Raw genomic sequence first — 16,191 nt, forward strand, 5'->3', positions numbered from 1 at the left:
CAGCATGCAGATGCTGACCGAGGCGGCGCAGTCGCGTATCGAGTCACAAGGTGAAGTGCAAGCGCTGAACATTCGCCGCCAGTTCATGGATGCCTACCAGTACGGCGCCGGCTTCGCCCGTCAGGTGCTGTTCCTGCGCGAGCAGGCCGAAAAGCGCTTTCTCGATGCCTTCGACCTGCGCGAGGACATGACCCGCCAGGTACGCGCCGCACTGCAAGCCAACCCCGACCTGCTCGGCCTGTCACTGGTATTCGAGCCCAATGCCCTGGACAACAAGGACAGCCTGTTTGCCGGCAAGGCAGAATTGGGCAGCAACGAAACCGGGCGCTTTGCCCTGTACTGGTCGCAGCCACGCGCCGGCCAGTTGACCGCGATGGCCCTGCCCGAACATGACATGGCCAACACCGAGATCGGCCCCAGCGGCCAGCCGGCCAACACCTGGTGGGTATGCCCACGCACCTCCGGCAAGGTGTGCGTGGTAGAGCCGTACTTCTACGACATCGATGGCCAGCAGGTGCTGATGACCAGCATCGTGTTCCCGCTGGCGGTCAACGGCAAGATCATTGCCACCCTGTCCATCGACATCAACCTCAATAGCCTGCAGGCGCTGAGCCAAGAGGCCAGCCGCAGCCTCTACGAAGGCCGCACCACGGTCGGCATTCTGACCCCGGTCGGCCTGCTGGCCGGCTACAGCGCCGATGCCAGCAAGCTGGCCCAGCGCTTCGACCAGGTAGACACGACCAAAGGCGCCGAGCTGGTGCGCAAGCTGGCCGATGGCAAGCTGACCATCCTCCACGACCGGCAGCGCCTGAAGGTACTGGCGGCATTCCGGCCAATCCCGGACGCCCAGCCCTGGGGCGTGTTGCTGGATGTGCCGGAAAACGCCCTGACCGGGCCGGCCGAAACCCTGAAGCAGGAACTTGACGCGCTCAATACCAGCGGCACCTTGCTGGAACTGAGCCTGGGCCTGGCCGCCGCCATTGTCGGCCTGCTGCTGGTATGGCTGATGGCCCGCGGCGTTACCCGGCCGATCCTCGGCGTGGCCGCCATGCTCAAGGACATTGCCAGCGGCGAAGGCGACCTGACCCGTCGCCTGACCTACCAGAAACAGGACGAACTGGGCGAACTGGCCGGCTGGTTCAATCGCTTCCTCGACAAGTTGCAGCCAACCATTGCCGAGGTCAAACGCTCGGTGCAGGCCGCCCGAGGCACGGCCGACCAGTCCTCGGCGATTGCCACTGAAACCAGCGCCGGCATGGAGCAGCAGTACCGCCAGGTCGACCAGGTGGCCACCGCCTCGCATGAAATGAGCGCCACCGCCCAGGACGTTGCCCGCAGCGCCGCCCAGGCGGCACAGGCGGCGCGCGATGCCGACCAGGCCACCCGCGAAGGCTTGGCGGTAATCGACCGCACCACCAGCAGCATCGGTGCCCTGGCCGCCAACATGAGCGACACCATGGCCGAAATAGAAGGCCTGGCGCAGAACAGCGAGAAGATCGGCTCGGTACTGGAAGTGATCCGCTCGATCGCCGAACAGACCAACCTGCTGGCACTCAACGCTGCCATCGAAGCTGCCCGCGCCGGAGAGGCCGGCCGTGGCTTTGCCGTGGTCGCCGATGAGGTGCGCAACTTGGCCCAGCGCACTCAGGAGTCGGTGGAAGAAACCCGGCAGGTCATCGAAGCCCTGCAGAACGGCACCCGCGAAGTGGTCGGCGCCATGGACCACAGCCACCGCCAGGCCCAAGGTGGCGTGGAGCAGGTCGGCCAAGCCGTCACGGCATTGCAGCGCATTGGCCAGGCGGTGACGGTGATCACCGACATGAACCTGCAGATCGCCTCTGCCGCCGAGGAGCAAAGCGCGGTAGCCGAGGAAATCAACAGCAACGTGGCGACCATTCGTGATGTCACTGAATCCCTGTCAGGCCAGGCCAACGAGTCGGCGCGGGTCAGCCAGTCGCTGAACAGCCTGGCCAACCAGCAGCAAGCGCTGATGGACCAGTTCCGCGTCTGAAGCGAACGGGGCCACGCCAGTGGCCCTGAAACTGACAAAACCTCGTCGTCTACACTTGCCCCCACCGCCAAGGCGTGGCGAACGACGAGGTTTACATGAAGAGATTTCCAGCGCTGCTGGCCGGGCTGCTGTTGACGGTGGGCCTGGCCAGCACGGACAGCGCCGCATCGGCAGAACAGCCTGCGCCTATCCATTTTGGTGCCATCGGCTGGGAAAGCGGCGCCCTCACCACCGAGATCCTGCGCCTGATCGTGGAGCGCGGCTACGGCTACAGCACCGACACCCTGCCTGGCAGCACGGTCAGCATGGAGGTGGCCCTGGCGCGCAATGACCTGCAAGTGATCGCCGAGGAATGGGCCGGGCGCAGCCCTGCCTGGGTCAAGGCCGAACAGGCCGGCCAGGTATTCGCACTGGGCGATACGGTCAAAAATGCAGAGGAAGGTTGGTGGGTACCGGCCTATGTGATCGAGGGCGATGCCGCACGCAACCTGAAGCCCGTGGCGCCTGAGCTGCACAGTGTCGAGGACCTCAAGCGTTACCCGCAGGTATTTTCTGACCCCGAATCGCCCGGTAAAGGGCGTTTTCTCAACAGCCCAAGCGGCTGGACGTCTGAAACTGTCAACAGCCAAAAGCTCAAGGCCTATGGCCTGGATGGCCTCTACAACAACTTCCGCAGTGGCTCCGGCGCCGCGATGGACGCCGAGATCGGTTCGGCTATCCGGCGCGGCAAACCTGTGCTGTTCTACTACTGGAACCCGACCCCGCTGATGGGGCGCTACAAGCTCATCCGGCTGGAAGAACCCCCGTTCGATGCCCAGGCCTGGGCCACCCTCACCGACCCCGCCACCCCCAACCCGAAAGGCAGCCGCTCGCTGCCGGCAAAGTTGTCGATTGGCGTGTCCAAAGCCTTTCGCGAAAACTACCCAGACCTGGTCAGCGTGTTCGAACAGGTCAACCTGCCCATCGATCGCCTGAACAAGGCCCTGGCCGTCATGAGCGAAAAACGCACGCCCCCGCGCGAAGCCGCCCTCACCTTCCTGCGCGATCACCGCGAGGTGTGGAAAACCTGGCTGCCGGCGGACATCGCCGCCAAGGTCGAGGCCAGCCTGTGAGCAGCGGTTTCCCGCAGACCCTGCAGTTTTCCTTTGCCGACAGCATCAACCGCCTGGTCGACGGGTTGGTATTGAACTACGGCGACCACCTGCGCAGTTTTTCTGACCAGTTGCTGCAACTGCTGGTCGGCCTGGAGAACCTGTTGCGACTGTTGCCTTGGTGGCTGTTGTTGTTGCTGGTGGGTCTGCTGGCCTGGCACGCCAGCCGCAGCCTGCTGCGCAGCGCCGTGCTGGTCGCGCTGCTGGCCTTGATCGGTATGCTCGGGCTCTGGGACAAGCTGCTGCAGACCCTGGCCCTGGTGCTGGTCAGTACCGGCCTGTGCGTACTGGTGGGTGTACCGCTGGGCATCCTGCTGGCTGCCCGGCCACTGGCCAGGCGGCTGCTGTTGCCGGTACTCGATGTGATGCAGACGCTACCTGCGTTCGTTTACCTGATCCCGGTGCTGATGCTGTTTGGCCTGGGCAAGGTGCCTGCCGTGTTCGCCACGCTGATCTACGCCCTGCCGCCGCTGGTGCGGTTGACCGAGCTGGGCTTGAGCCAGATCGACCCCTCGTTGTTGCAGGCCGCACACGGCCTTGGCGCCAGCCGCTGGCAGCGGTTGCGGCGCATCGCCCTGCCCCTGGCGCTGCCGAGCATCATGGCCGGGCTCAACCAGTCGGTCATGATGGCCTTGTCGATGGTGGTCGTGGCGTCGATGATCGGCGCCCGTGGGTTGGGTGAGAATGTGCTGGCGGGGATCCAGACCTTGAATGTTGGCCAAGGGATGGAGGCCGGGCTGGCAATTGTCGCCCTGGCCATGGTGATCGACCGGATCAGCCAGGCCTATGGGCGCAGTCGTCGCTGAGCCGTATCGCCAAGGCCTGGGAGCAGCCTTGTGCTGCGAGAGAGCCGGGCCTGACAATACGCCTCTGTCAGCTGAGAACCGGACCTCAACCGCATGTCCCTGAAAGCCCTGCGCACCTTGGTGACCATCGCCCGCCACGGCACCTTTGCCCGCGCCGCCGACCTGCTCAGCCTCACCCCCTCGGCGGTCAGCCTGCACATCAAAACCCTGGAAGACGAACTGAAGGTGACCTTGTTCGACCGTAGCCGCAGGCAGGTGGTGCTGACCGAAGCCGGCCAGTTGGCGGTGGCCCGCGCCGAAAGCCTTCTGGCTGCCTATGACGAACTGGCCGATGCCCTGGCCAGCGGCCCAAGCCTGCGCGGCCGCTTGCGCCTGGGGGCGATACACACGGTGCTGGCGCGGCGTTTGCCCAAGGCGCTGGTGTGGATCAAGGCCCATCACCCGCAGCTACACATCAGCGTGGCCTCGGGCATGTCGGCGGAGCTGGCGCGGCGCGTGGAAGACGGTGAGCTCGATGCCGCGATCACCACCGAACCGGTCAGCCCTTACCCGCAAAACCTGGACTTTACACCGCTGTTCGAGGACCGCTTCTGGGCCATTGCCAGCCCTGAGCTGGCCGGGTATAGCGTGCCGCAGTTGCTGGCCAGCCAGCCTTTCCTGCGCTTCGACAAGCGAGCCTGGGCCGGCCGGCAGATCGAGCAGGAACTACGCCGCCAGCAGGTGCAGGTAAGCGAACTGATGGAACTGGACAGCCAGGAAGCCCTGGCGCGCATGGCGGTGATGGGCCTGGGCGTGGCGGTCATCCCCATGGCAGATGACGACCTGCAACGCTTGCCACCCGCCACCTGCCTGCCGTTTGGCGAGCCGCAGCTGACCCGGCGGGTGGTGTTGCTGGAGCATGAAAAAAGCCAGCGGCGGCATTTGAGTGCGGTGTTGAAGACCGCCCTGGAAGCCTGACCCCAGGCTGCTCCAAAGCGCGATCTGCACCCACCAACATGCATTTTTCCTCAACGGTCACTGAAGAAAACAACGTTTTTACAGATTGATCCGCCCCCGTAGTCTGTGCACGTACCCGACCACGGAATGCTGACCATGCTGCACTTGCTGCTGACCACCCTGCTCCCCATCATCCTGCTGATAGCGCTGGGTACCTTCCTGCGCCTTCGCGGTTTTCTTGCCGAGAGCTTCTGGCCTGGCGCCGAGCGCCTGAGCTACTACGTCCTGCTACCGTCGCTGTTCCTCCATGGCCTGGCCACTGCCAACCTCGATGGCATACCGGTGCTGGGCATGGCCGGCGCACTGATGCTCTCGACCCTGGCCGGTGCCGTATTGCTGATGCTGTATCAGGGCGCGGCGAACCATGAGGGTGCCGACTTCACTTCGGTGTTTCAGGGCGGTATCCGCTTCAACAACTACATCGGTGCCACCCTGGCTGCGGGCATCTACGGCAGCGCCGGGATTGCCCTGGCGGCGGTGGCCAACGCCGCCATCGTGCCCTTGGTCAACCTGCTCTGCGTACTGGTGTTTGCCCGCTTCAGCGCCCGTCACAGTTCGCCCGCCACGGTGCTTCGGGCGATCTTCGCCAACCCGTTGATCGTCGGCTGCGCAGGGGGGCTGGTGCTACGGGCCACGGGGCTGGGCTTGCCGGCCGGTATCGACGCCACGGTCAAGGCCTTGGGCCAGGCCGCACTGCCTTTGGGCCTGCTGTGTGTCGGCGCTGCCCTGGGCGGCGCCAGCCTCGGCCAGCAGGTACGGCCGCTGATGGCAGCATCGACGTTCAAGTTCCTGGTCATGCCACTGACCACCTGGGGCGTTTGCCGGCTGCTCGGCCTGAGTGGCCAGGCAGCGGTGGTGGCAGTGTTGTTCCAGGCGCTGCCAACCGCTTCGTCATCTTACGTCATGGCCCGGCAAATGGGCGGCAACGCGCCACTGATGGCCACCCTCATTGCCCTGCAGACCGTGGCTGCCGCCGCCACCCTGCCTTTGGTATTAATACTTACGCTTGGCTAGACTGAAATTCTGCCCACTGCCTGGTAATGTGCCCATGCGCCTTCACTTGATGCTGATCGGCTTGACCTCGGCCCTGCTCGCAGGCCCCCTGTATGCCGCTGATCCAGCCAAGGCCGCCGTTGCCGAGGACAAGGCCGCAGTGCTTGAAGAAAAGGTCGTCGAAGATGCGCCGCCCCCCAGGAAAGCAGAGAAACTGACCCCAGGCGAAACGCAAGCAGTGGACCCGGCTGGCCAGGCGCCGCTGGATGACAGCATCACCTGCCTGGCACGTACCATCTACTGGGAAGCCAAGGGCGCCGACGCCAAAGACATGACCGCGGTGGCCAGTGTGGTGCTCAACCGCCTGGGCCACGATGGCTTTCCCGATACCATCTGCGCGGTAGTCAAACAGGGGGTGGAGACCAAGGCCTGTCAGTTCTCATGGTGGTGTGACGGGCGCCCGGACCAGGTCGAGGAACCGCAACGCTACAACGTTGCCAAAGAGATCGCACGCAAGGCGCTGAACCAGCAGTTGAAAGACCCCACCGGCGGTGCATTGTACTTTCACGACCGCACGGTGCGCCCCGACTGGGCGAAGGCTTATCGCAAGACCGCGCAGACCACCCACTTCTTGTTCTACAAGCCGAACCAGGCGTTGGCCCATTGACGCGTAAACGGCTGACAACGCGGGCTCGATACGAATGACTGGTACCTGACCGCACTTTTCCACGGGCCTGGAGTCTACCCCCTCTTTTGCCGCCAGTAACGATTGCCGGTGTTTTCATTGCCTTGCACGACCTCGGGCCAAAAGCCCCGGGCTTGTGTAGGATGAGCAGCGCACACCACGACGCTGCCAGTCATAGGGAGATCCACATGCGCGTCCTGACATCCGTTGTCGCCTTGTCACTGGGCCTGGTCGTTTCGACCGGGGCGCTGGCAGCCACCGGCGAAGAGGCGCAGTTGATCGATTCGATCAATGTCTACCGCAGCAAGGCCCAGCCCTGCGGTGGCGAGGCGTCGTTGGAACTGCCGCCGCTCAACAGCGACACACGCCTTGCGCTGTCGCCAGAGGGCACCCGCGACCTGCAACAGGCCATGACCCGCGCCGCCTACCCCATGGTCAGCGTCCAGGCCATCAGCCTGTCGGGGCCACGCGACGCACGCGCCGCCATGCATGCCATCGAGGAAAGCTTCTGCCAAGTGGTGCTCGACCCGCAATTCGTCGATATCGGCGTCAGCCAGGAGGGCCGCGACTGGCGCATCGTGCTGGCACGGCCGCTGCTCAGCGGCCGCCTGGGCGACTGGCAGGCCGAGGGACAGAAGGTGCTGCAGGAGGTCAACGCCGCGCGCAAGGTGCCACGGCAATGCGGTGGCCAGCCGTTTGCCGCGGCCCCGGCACTGAGCTGGAGCACAGTGCTGGCCGGGGTCGCCGCCAACCACACTCGGGCCATGGCCAACCAGAACTTCTTCGACCACATCGACAAAGATGGCCGCACACCCGGTGACCGGGCGGAACTGGCCGGGTACCTGTACCAGCAGATCGGCGAAAATATCACCGCCGGGCGTGACACCGCGCAAAAGGTCGTCAACGGCTGGCTGGACAGCCCGGGGCACTGCGCCACGCTGATGAATCCGGACTTCCGTGAACTGGGCGCTGCGTATGCGATGGACCCCAAGAGCGATGCAGGGATCTACTGGACAGGGTTGTTCGGGACGCCGCAGTAGATCACGTGAGCGGGTAATGACCTGCACGCAACTGCAGGGCCGTACACCCAAACCGACGCCGCACGCACTTGCCAAGGTAGCTGGCATCACCCAGGCCCACCTCATCGGCAATCTGCGCCAGGCTGTGGCTGGAGTTGAGCAAACGCCAGCGCGCCTGCTGCAAGCGCATCTCCAGCCACCAGGCCTTGGTGCTCATACCGTGGCTGGCCTGGAATTGCCGGTCCAGTTGACGCCGGCTGATGCCCAGTTCTGCGGCCAGTTGCTCCACGGCCAACGGTGTACCCAGGTGATGACGCATCAGTGCTTGCGCCCGTTGTACCTGGCGCCCCTGACCAGCACCCAGCTCCAGCGAGCGCAAGGCGTGACGGCTGTCGCGGGTCTCGTCCACCAGCATGTCAGCCAGCCCTTTGAGCGCACGGGTTCGCCCGCAAGCGCGTGACAGTAGTGCAACGGCCAGGTCTATGGCGGCAGTGCCGCCGGCGCACGTGATGCGGTTGCCATCGATGCAGTACAACTGCTCGCGCAGCAGCTGCAACTGCGGAAAAGCAGCACGAAACTCGGCTTCGTGACGCCAGTGCACCACCACCTTGTGCCCCTGCAGCAGGCCGCAGGCAGCCAGCAGGAAGGCGCCATTGTCGACCCCCACCAGCTTGACTCCCGCCTTGGCGGCCTGCCTGAGCAACGCCTGGTAACGTGGCGCCAGCGCCGCGGTGGCCATGGCACTGCGACCACCGAACACCACCAGGTAGTCGAAAAGGGCGAGGTCGAGCTGATCGGCAATGGCCTCGACCTGCAGCACCGCGCCACTGCTTGACGGTACCGGCTCGAGGCTGAGCCCCGCCACTGTCCAGCTGCAATAGCGTTGCTGGCTGTAGTCCTCGTCGTCGGCGCTGAAGCGCAATTTGTCGAGAAAGGCGCCAAACGGCAGCAGGGCAAAATCCGGTAACGGCATGATCAGCAAGCGGATGTCGGGCGGCATGAAACCACGTCCAGAAAAGACCCTTGTATGACCAGATAATACTCTTTCAGCTCGAGCGTTGCGCCATAGACTGACGCCTTCTCTCGAACAAGGCAGTTTTCAACATGGCACTGGACACCTGGCTCATCTACCTGCTGGCCAGCATCGGCCTGTCGCTGACCCCGGGGCCCAACAGCCTGTTGGCATTGACCCATGGCGCGCTTTATGGCGCACGGCGAACGCTGTTCACCATCGTGGGCGGGGTATTGGGTTTCAGCGCCCTCATCGCCTTGACCATGTTCGGCCTCAGCGCACTGCTACAGACCTCGGCGGCAGTGCTGAGCGTCCTGAAGTGGGTGGGTGGGGCTTATCTGATCTGGCTGGGCATTCAGCTGTGGCGCAGTCCAGGCCTGCAGCTGGAACTGACCGCGCACAACGCGCGGCTGGGCAATGCCGGGCTGTTTCGCCAGGGCCTGCTTTCGGCCATGGCGAACCCCAAGGTGCTGCTGTTCTATGGTGCCTTCCTGCCGCAGTTCATCGACCCACAGCGAGGGCTGGTGCTGCAATTTGCGGTGATGGCCGCGACCTTTGCCAGCGTCGAGTGCCTGGTCGAATACCTGCTGGCGCGCCTGGCGTTTCGCATTCGGCCATGGCTGGCCAAGGGTGGCAAAGGTTTCAATCGCTGCTGCGGGAGCCTGTTTGCCTTGATTGGCCTGGCGCTGCCGCTTGGCCGATAGCGGGCCCGCGAACACGGGTGAAACCCGTGCCACCACCGCGTAACGGTTCAACCCTGGCGTGCTTTGAGTAGAAACACAACCAGCGCCACACCCGGCAACCCCGCCCCCACCAGTGCCACGCCATGCCAGCCAAACTGGCTGAACAGCGCACTGGCCACCGCCGACCCCAGCGCCCCGCCGAGGAAGATGCTGGTCATGTACACCGCATTCAGCCGCCCGCGGCTGGCAGGGTCCAGTGCGTACACTTCACGCTGGCCGATGACCATGTTCATCTGCACCGCAAAGTCCAGCAACACGCCGGCAAGGCCCAGGCCAATCACGCTGTATCCCGGCACTGTCAGCCCCAGCAACAAGGTCGCCGGCGCCAGCAACAGCGCCAGCAGCGAGCCGGCCCGGGCATGCCCGGCATCGGCCAGGCGGCCGGCCATGGGCGCAGCAACGGCACCCACCGCGCCGACAAGGGCGAACACAGCGATCTGGCTTTGTGACAGGCCATGCTCACCGGCAAGCGCCATCGGCACTGCCGTCCAGTAAAGGCTGAACGCTGCAAACATCAATGCCTGGTACAACGAACGCTGGCGCAACAGCGGATAACGACGCAGCAGTGTGAGCAGCGACAGCATCAGCCCGGCATAACTGGCTTTGTGCTCGGGCCGCCGCTGCGGCAAGGTCAATGACAGCAACAGGATGATCGCCAGCATTACCCCGGCGGCGCCAATGAACACCGCACGCCAGCCGAAGTGGTCGGCCACCACGCTCGACAGCGGTCGCGCCAGCAGGATGCCCAGCAGCAAGCCGCCCATGATGTTACCGACCACACGTCCACGCTGCTGCTCCGGCGCCAGATGCGCCGCCAGCGGAATGAGCATCTGCACCGACACCGAACTGAAGCCGATCAGCAATGCGTAACCCAGGAACAGTTCCCCCTGGCCACTGCTGCTGGTGCCCGCCAGCAGCAGGCTGACGCACGCCAGGACCGCGGTGGCCACCATCAGGCGGCGGTTTTCCAGCAGGTCGGCCAGCGGCACCAGCAATAACAGGCCCAGGGCATAGCCCAACTGCGTGAGCGAAACGATGAGGCTGGCATGCTCGGTGGACAGCCCCAGGTCGGGGGCGATCAGCCCGACGATGGGCTGGGCGTAGTAGATGTTGGCGACGATCGCGCCGCAGCAGAACGCCAGCAGCACTACCAGAGCCCGGCTCAGGCTGGCGGCTGCCGGTTGCGCTGTCGCAAGGGAGGGGTTCATGCGAAGTTCCTCGACAAGGGGTGGGTATATGCCGGCCACCTTACCCATGGACGTCAGCGCCGAGAATCCGGCGGTGGCGCAATGCGGCTTTGCGCGCTGCGCAACACTAGTTGCCGTGTATGAGCAGATTTTCGCAAAAGTCGATGAATGCGTTTACCCGCCGTGAGCCCCGGTGGTTGGGCATATACAGGGCATTGATGCTGTTATTGGCCATGCCAGGACTGGCCTGCCAGTCGGGGAAGACCCGCTGCAGGCGCCCTGCCAACACATCCTCGCGTACCAGCCAATCGGCCAGCAGTGCGATACCACTGCCTGCCAGTGCCGTTTCACGCAACATGTCGGCATTGGCGCTGCGCAGTGGCCCACTTACGTCCAGTTCCAGGCTGTCCTGGCCACAGGTCAGGCGCCAGGGGCGCGCTTTCTGCCCATAGCGAAAGCGCAGGCAGGCATGGTCAAGCAACTGCCGGGGATGCTGCAGTGGCTCACGCCCTGCCAGGTAAGCCGGGCTGGCCACCAGCCAACGCTGAAAACGGCCGAGCCGGCGGCACACCAACTCGTCATTGGGCGAGGGGTCGCCCAGGCGAATCGACAGGTCATAGCGCCCGTCAAGCAAATCGTCCAGCCGGTCACTGAGGTCGATGTCCAGTTCCAGCGCCGGGTGCTGCGCCAGGAATGGCCCCAGGTGCGGGGCAATGACCCGCCTGCCGAACTCCACTGGCAGGCACAGGCGCAGCACACCGACAGGCTCCTCGCCGCGATCGGCGATGCTGGCATCAGCCTCGTCCAGTGCTTCAAAAATGCCCCGTGCGCGCTGGTAGTAACGGGCGCCAGCCTCGGTCAGGCTGACCTGCCGTGTCGAGCGGTTGAGCAAGGTGGCACCCAGCGACGCTTCCAGGGCATCGACCAGACGTGTCACCGACGATGTCGCCAGCCCTAGCCTGCGCGCGGCAGCAGAAAAGCCTTGGGCATCGACAGTGGCCACGAACATTTTCATCGCCAGCAGCTTGTCCATGTTCAGCCCGTCTTCCAAAACTCGGAAAGTTCTTACAAACAGCCGGGCGGGTCAAGCCGCGCGCGTCAAGGCGATTGCGTCCATAGTGGAATCACCCCATTTCCAAGGAGGCTTACCATGACCCTGAACAACCTGCTGACCGCCCTGCCGCCCTGCGATCCCGCCAGCGCCGAACGTGTCGACGAATTGCTCAGCCGCCCGGGCATCCGCGTGGAGCGTATCGTCTCCAGTGGGCAGGCCAGCCCGCCCGGCTTCTGGTACGACCAGGCCGAAGGCGAGTGGATCATGTTGCTCAGTGGTGCTGCCGCCCTGCGTTTCGAGCACGAGCACCACACCCGCCTGCTGGCGCCGGGCGATTGTCTGGACATCCCCCCGCACGACCGCCACCGCGTGGAATGGACCGCGCCCGGCACGGCCACCATCTGGCTCGCGGTGTTCTATAGCAGCAGCACCCCATGGCCGGCCTGAAGGGGGCCAGCCTGCCCGTGCACAAGGCGCAGTTGTCCCGTCGCCGTGCAAGGTTGGGCTTACGACCAAAGCATGAATACAAATCGAAGAGGCGTCATAAACGCCACGTTCAATGCGTTTTTCAGCACATTATCTATACTTTTAGCCACATCTTCGTAAGTTCAGCCCTGCGACAATCAGCCTCGCTCAATTATGTACCAACTTGTTAATTAGCAAGCTAAGGGCTTAAACTGCGCGCATTCCACCTGCTGAGATCCCTGGCATGAAAGAAACACCGCGCGCCTCTGGCGCCACACACTTCATCCTCGTCGGCCTGGGCGTGATCATCGCCCTGCTCGGCCTCCTCCTCGCTGCTGGCGGCGTCAAGCTCGCCGGTCTGGGCGGTTCCTGGTACTTCCTGATCGGCGGCTTGGCCATGGCCATCGCCGGTGTCCTCATTGCTCGCCGCAAGAAGGCGGGCGCCTGGCTGTATGCCGTATTCCTGGTCGGTACTGCCATCTGGGCACTGATCGATGCGGGCCTGGTGTTCTGGCCGCTGTTCTCGCGCCTGTTCATGTTCGGTGCAATCGGCATGGTCGTGGCGCTGGTCTACCCGCTGCTGGCGCGTGCCAACGGCGCCAGCGCCGGGCGCGGTGCGTACGGCGTAGCCGGGGTAATGGCCGTGGTACTGGTGATCGCTGTCGGCAACATGTTCGTTGCCCACCCAAGCGTCGCCCCCACCGGCAAGGGCCCGGGCATGACCCCGGTCGAAGCCGGCAAGGAACAGAAAGACTGGGCCCACTACGGCAACACCGAAGGTGGCAGCCGCTTCGCCGCGCTGGACCAGATCAACCGTGACAACGTCAACAAGCTGAAAGTGGCCTGGACCTACCACACCGGCGACGTCGCGATCAGTGACGGCAACGGTGCCGAAGACCAGCTCACCCCGCTGCAGATCGGCAGCAAGGTGTTCATCTGCACCCCGCACAACAACCTGATCGCACTCGATGCCGACACCGGCAAAGAGCTGTGGAAGAACGAAATCAACGCCCAGTCCAAGGTCTGGCAGCGTTGCCGTGGCATGGCCTATTTCGACGCCACTGCTGCCATCGCCCAGCCAACCCAGCCGAACAGCTCGCCGATCACCGGCGTTAGCGTAGCGGCCGGTGCCAACTGCCAGCGTCGCCTGCTGACCAACACCATCGACGGCCGCCTGATTGCCGTCGACGCTGACAACGGCGAGTTCTGCCAGGGCTTCGGCAACAATGGCCAGGTCGACCTCAAGGCCGGCCTGGGTGATGTACCGGACTCTTACTACCAGCTGTCCTCGGCACCGCTGATGGCCGGCACTACCGTGGTGGTCGGCGGCCGTGTTGCCGACAACGTCCAGACCGACATGCCTGGCGGCGTGATCCGTGGTTTTGACGTGATCACCGGTGAAATGCGCTGGGCCTTCGACCCGGGCAACCCGGAAGATCGCCAGGCACCACAGGCCGACAGCACCTACGTGCGCAGCACCCCGAACAGCTGGGCGCCGATGTCCTACGACCCGGCGATGAACACCGTGTTCCTGCCCATGGGTTCGTCGTCCACCGACATCTACGGCGTAGAGCGCAGCAAACTGGACCACACTTACGGCGCTTCGGTGCTGGCTCTGGACGCCACCACCGGCAACCAGAAATGGGTGTTCCAGACCGTGCACAATGACCTCTGGGACTTCGACCTGCCCATGCAGCCAAGCCTGATCGACTTCACCAAGGACGACGGCCAGTCGGTACCTGCGGTGGTGATCGGCACCAAGGCTGGGCAGATCTACGTGCTCGACCGCGCCACCGGCAAGCCGCTGACCCAGGTCGACGAAGTACCGGTCAAGCCAAGCAACATCCCGAACGAGCCGTACTCTCCTACCCAGCCCAAGTCGGTGGGCATGCCGCAGATCGGCGCGCAGACCCTGACCGAATCGGACATGTGGGGCGCCACCCCGTATGACCAACTGCTGTGCCGCATCGACTTCAAGAAGATGCGCTACGACGGCCTGTACACCGCGCCGGGTACCGACCTGTCGCTGAGCTTCCCGGGTTCGCTGGGTGGCATGAACTGGGGCAGCATTTCTACCGATCCGGTGCATGGCTTCATCTTCGTCAACGACATGCGTCTGGGCCTGTGGATCCAGATGATCCCGTCGCAGAACAAAGGTGGCGCGGCTTCCGGTGGCGAAGCACTGAACACTGGCATGGGCGCGGTACCGCTCAAGGGCACCCCGTATGCCGTGAACAAGAACCGCTTCCTGTCGGTCGCCGGCATTCCATGCCAGGCACCGCCGTTCGGCACCTTGACCGCCATCGACATGAAAACCCGCCAGGTGGCCTGGCAGGTCCCGGTGGGTACCGTTGAAGACACCGGCCCGCTCGGCATCCGCATGCACCTGCCGATCAAGATCGGCCTGCCAACGCTGGGCGGCACCTTGTCTACCCAGGGCGGCCTGGTGTTCATCGCCGGCACCCAGGACTTCTACCTGCGTGCCTACGACAGCAGCAACGGTAACGAAATCTGGAAGGCTCGCCTGCCAGTAGGCAGCCAGGGCGGCCCGATGACCTACGTCTCGCCGAAGACCGGCAAGCAGTACGTGGTGATCACCGCTGGCGGCGCCCGCCAGTCGACTGACCGCGGCGACTATGTGATTTCTTACGCTCTGCCGTAAGACCGCGTCGCCTGCTTCGCGGGCAAGCCCGCTCCTACAAGGCCCCTGTAGGAGCGGGCTTGCCCGCGAATGCCCCTCAAAGACAACCCGAGATTCTGTAATGCCATCCGCAACTCGCATCACCCCCACCCTGCTGCTGGCCTTGGCCAGCACCACTGCCCTTGCCAGCGACGACCTCATGACCCGCAGCACCCTGACCGGTGACTGGGGCGGCCTGCGCCATCAACTCGAAGAAGATGGCGTCAAGATCACCGGCGACTACAGCGGTGAAACCGCCTACAACGCCCACGGTGGCCTGCACCGTTCGGCGCGCTATTCGCAGAACGTCAAGCTGGGCGTGCAGTTCGACCTGTCGAAACTGTACGGCCTGGACAACGGCGGCAAGGTCCAGCTGACCATCAACGACCGTCGCGGTAACAGCGCCTCGGAAGACCTGGTCGGCAACCGCCTGCCAATCCAGGAAAACTACGGTGGCCTGTACACCCGCCTGACTGAGCTGAGCTACGAGCGCACGCTGTTCACCCCGGCGCTCAACGTAAAACTCGGCTACATGGCCATGGGCAACGACCTCGGCGGCCTGGACAGCGGCATCCTGTGCAACTTCATGAACGCCGGCTTCTGCGGCCACCCGCTGAACATGTCCGGCGGCAGTGGCTGGACCAACTACCCCAACGCCCACCTCGGCGTGCGGGTGAAGTACGACCTGTCGCCAGCCTGGCAGCTGCGCGTGGCGGCGTTCAACGTCGACCCCGAGAGCAACGGCAACTCCAGCCGCGCCTGGCACCTGGGGCCCAAGCACACCACCGGCACCGTGGTACCGGTTGAACTGGTATACAAGCTGCAGGGTGAACTGCCAGGCGAGTACAAGCTTGGCTACTACTACGACAGCTCTGATGTGAAACGCATCGGCAGCGATGATGAAGTGTCCGGCCGGGGTGGCCATTACCTGCTGGTCGACCAGGCGGTGTGGAACGACCAGGCCTCCCCAGGCCGAAGCCTGCACGCCTTCGGCCAGTACTCGGCGTCGAGCAAGGCCGCTTCGCCGTTCACCAAGTGGTATGGCGCCGGCGTGGTGCTGTACAAGCCGTTCGAAGGCCGCCCGAAGGATACCGTGGCACTGGGTTACGGCCGCGCCGTGCCCAACCCGCGTAGCCGCGATGTGCTGGAGGATGCCGCGTTCAACGCGGGCCAGCAGTTCCCGGATATCGACAGCGCTGAGCAGTTGATCGAACTGAGCTACGGCTACCAGGCCACGCCATGGCTGAACCTGCGCCCGGATGTGCAATACATCATCGAGCCAGGGGCGTTTTCGGGCAAAGACATCGACAATGCACTGGTGGTTGGCCTGCAGGTCAAGGCGACCTTCTGAGTCACCGGGGCCGCACTGCGGCCCATCCACCGTCGCAA

General features: G+C 64.3%; 14 protein-coding genes and 1 pseudogene. 12 read left to right on the plus strand and 3 right to left on the minus strand.

All coding sequences use genetic code 11. From position 1 onward, the window contains the following. Positions 1-187 precede the first annotated feature (187 nt). From ACTJJN_RS16795 to ACTJJN_RS16830, 8 genes and pseudogenes are all read left to right on the plus strand, one after another. Positions 188-1,153: pseudogene (locus ACTJJN_RS16795) on the plus strand (PDC sensor domain-containing protein); the annotation flags it as partial. A gap of 102 nt (positions 1,154-1,255) precedes the next feature. Next, the gene (locus ACTJJN_RS16800) at positions 1,256-2,011 is read left to right on the plus strand and encodes a methyl-accepting chemotaxis protein (protein ID WP_241792063.1); all 756 of its coding nucleotides are present in this window, start codon (positions 1,256-1,258) and stop codon (positions 2,009-2,011) included. A gap of 95 nt (positions 2,012-2,106) precedes the next feature. Next, complete coding sequence (locus tag ACTJJN_RS16805) at positions 2,107-3,123, plus strand: ABC transporter substrate-binding protein (RefSeq protein ID WP_440781434.1); 1,017 nt, start codon at positions 2,107-2,109, stop codon at positions 3,121-3,123. Next, on the plus strand, positions 3,120-3,968 hold the full coding sequence (locus tag ACTJJN_RS16810) for an ABC transporter permease (protein WP_014753411.1): 849 nt from the start codon (positions 3,120-3,122) through the stop codon (positions 3,966-3,968). The genes ACTJJN_RS16805 and ACTJJN_RS16810 overlap by 4 nt, the downstream gene beginning before the upstream one ends. Positions 3,969-4,061: 93 nt before the next feature. Beyond that, positions 4,062-4,925, plus strand: a complete 864-nt coding sequence (locus tag ACTJJN_RS16815; RefSeq protein WP_003247790.1) for a LysR family transcriptional regulator — start codon at positions 4,062-4,064, stop codon at positions 4,923-4,925. 135 nt (positions 4,926-5,060) lie between these two features. Then, a complete protein-coding gene (locus tag ACTJJN_RS16820; RefSeq protein WP_440781435.1) occupies positions 5,061-5,978 on the plus strand; it encodes an AEC family transporter in 918 nt (305 codons plus the stop codon). 34 nt (positions 5,979-6,012) lie between these two features. Beyond that, the gene (locus ACTJJN_RS16825) at positions 6,013-6,624 is read left to right on the plus strand and encodes a cell wall hydrolase (protein WP_012052101.1); all 612 of its coding nucleotides are present in this window, start codon (positions 6,013-6,015) and stop codon (positions 6,622-6,624) included. A gap of 206 nt (positions 6,625-6,830) precedes the next feature. Continuing rightward, the gene (locus ACTJJN_RS16830; RefSeq protein ID WP_161773771.1) at positions 6,831-7,682 is read left to right on the plus strand and encodes a CAP domain-containing protein; all 852 of its coding nucleotides are present in this window, start codon (positions 6,831-6,833) and stop codon (positions 7,680-7,682) included. Between the two features lies 1 nt (position 7,683). Here the strand turns inward: ACTJJN_RS16830 and ACTJJN_RS16835 are convergent, their stop codons facing one another. Next, positions 7,684-8,661: a GlxA family transcriptional regulator gene (locus ACTJJN_RS16835; protein ID WP_004575299.1), complete on the minus strand. Its 978-nt coding sequence runs from the start codon at positions 8,659-8,661 to the stop codon at positions 7,684-7,686. 104 nt (positions 8,662-8,765) lie between these two features. Between ACTJJN_RS16835 and ACTJJN_RS16840 the strand changes: the two genes are divergently transcribed. Further along, complete coding sequence (locus ACTJJN_RS16840) at positions 8,766-9,377, plus strand: LysE family translocator (RefSeq protein ID WP_012052098.1); 612 nt, start codon at positions 8,766-8,768, stop codon at positions 9,375-9,377. 47 nt (positions 9,378-9,424) lie between these two features. Here the strand turns inward: ACTJJN_RS16840 and ACTJJN_RS16845 are convergent, their stop codons facing one another. Then, the gene (locus ACTJJN_RS16845) at positions 9,425-10,624 is read right to left on the minus strand and encodes an MFS transporter (protein ID WP_440781436.1); all 1,200 of its coding nucleotides are present in this window, start codon (positions 10,622-10,624) and stop codon (positions 9,425-9,427) included. Positions 10,625-10,730: 106 nt separating this feature from the next. Then, the gene (locus ACTJJN_RS16850; protein WP_221100432.1) at positions 10,731-11,636 is read right to left on the minus strand and encodes a LysR family transcriptional regulator; all 906 of its coding nucleotides are present in this window, start codon (positions 11,634-11,636) and stop codon (positions 10,731-10,733) included. A 117-nt stretch (positions 11,637-11,753) separates the two neighbouring features. Here ACTJJN_RS16850 and ACTJJN_RS16855 point away from each other — a divergent pair, with 117 nt between their 5' ends. The 3 genes from ACTJJN_RS16855 (at position 11,754) to ACTJJN_RS16865 (ending at position 16,153) form a co-directional block, all read left to right on the plus strand. Beyond that, on the plus strand, positions 11,754-12,104 hold the full coding sequence (locus tag ACTJJN_RS16855; RefSeq protein ID WP_003247774.1) for a cupin domain-containing protein: 351 nt from the start codon (positions 11,754-11,756) through the stop codon (positions 12,102-12,104). A gap of 262 nt (positions 12,105-12,366) precedes the next feature. Continuing rightward, complete coding sequence (locus ACTJJN_RS16860; RefSeq protein ID WP_012052095.1) at positions 12,367-14,784, plus strand: glucose/quinate/shikimate family membrane-bound PQQ-dependent dehydrogenase; 2,418 nt, start codon at positions 12,367-12,369, stop codon at positions 14,782-14,784. Between the two features lie 100 nt (positions 14,785-14,884). Then, positions 14,885-16,153: a carbohydrate porin gene (locus tag ACTJJN_RS16865; RefSeq protein WP_003247771.1), complete on the plus strand. Its 1,269-nt coding sequence runs from the start codon at positions 14,885-14,887 to the stop codon at positions 16,151-16,153. Positions 16,154-16,191: the final 38 nt, after the last annotated feature.

It is taken from the genome of Pseudomonas sp. 22515 (assembly GCF_052044625.1).
GTDB classification, from domain to species: Bacteria; Pseudomonadota; Gammaproteobacteria; order Pseudomonadales; family Pseudomonadaceae; genus Aquipseudomonas; species Aquipseudomonas alloputida.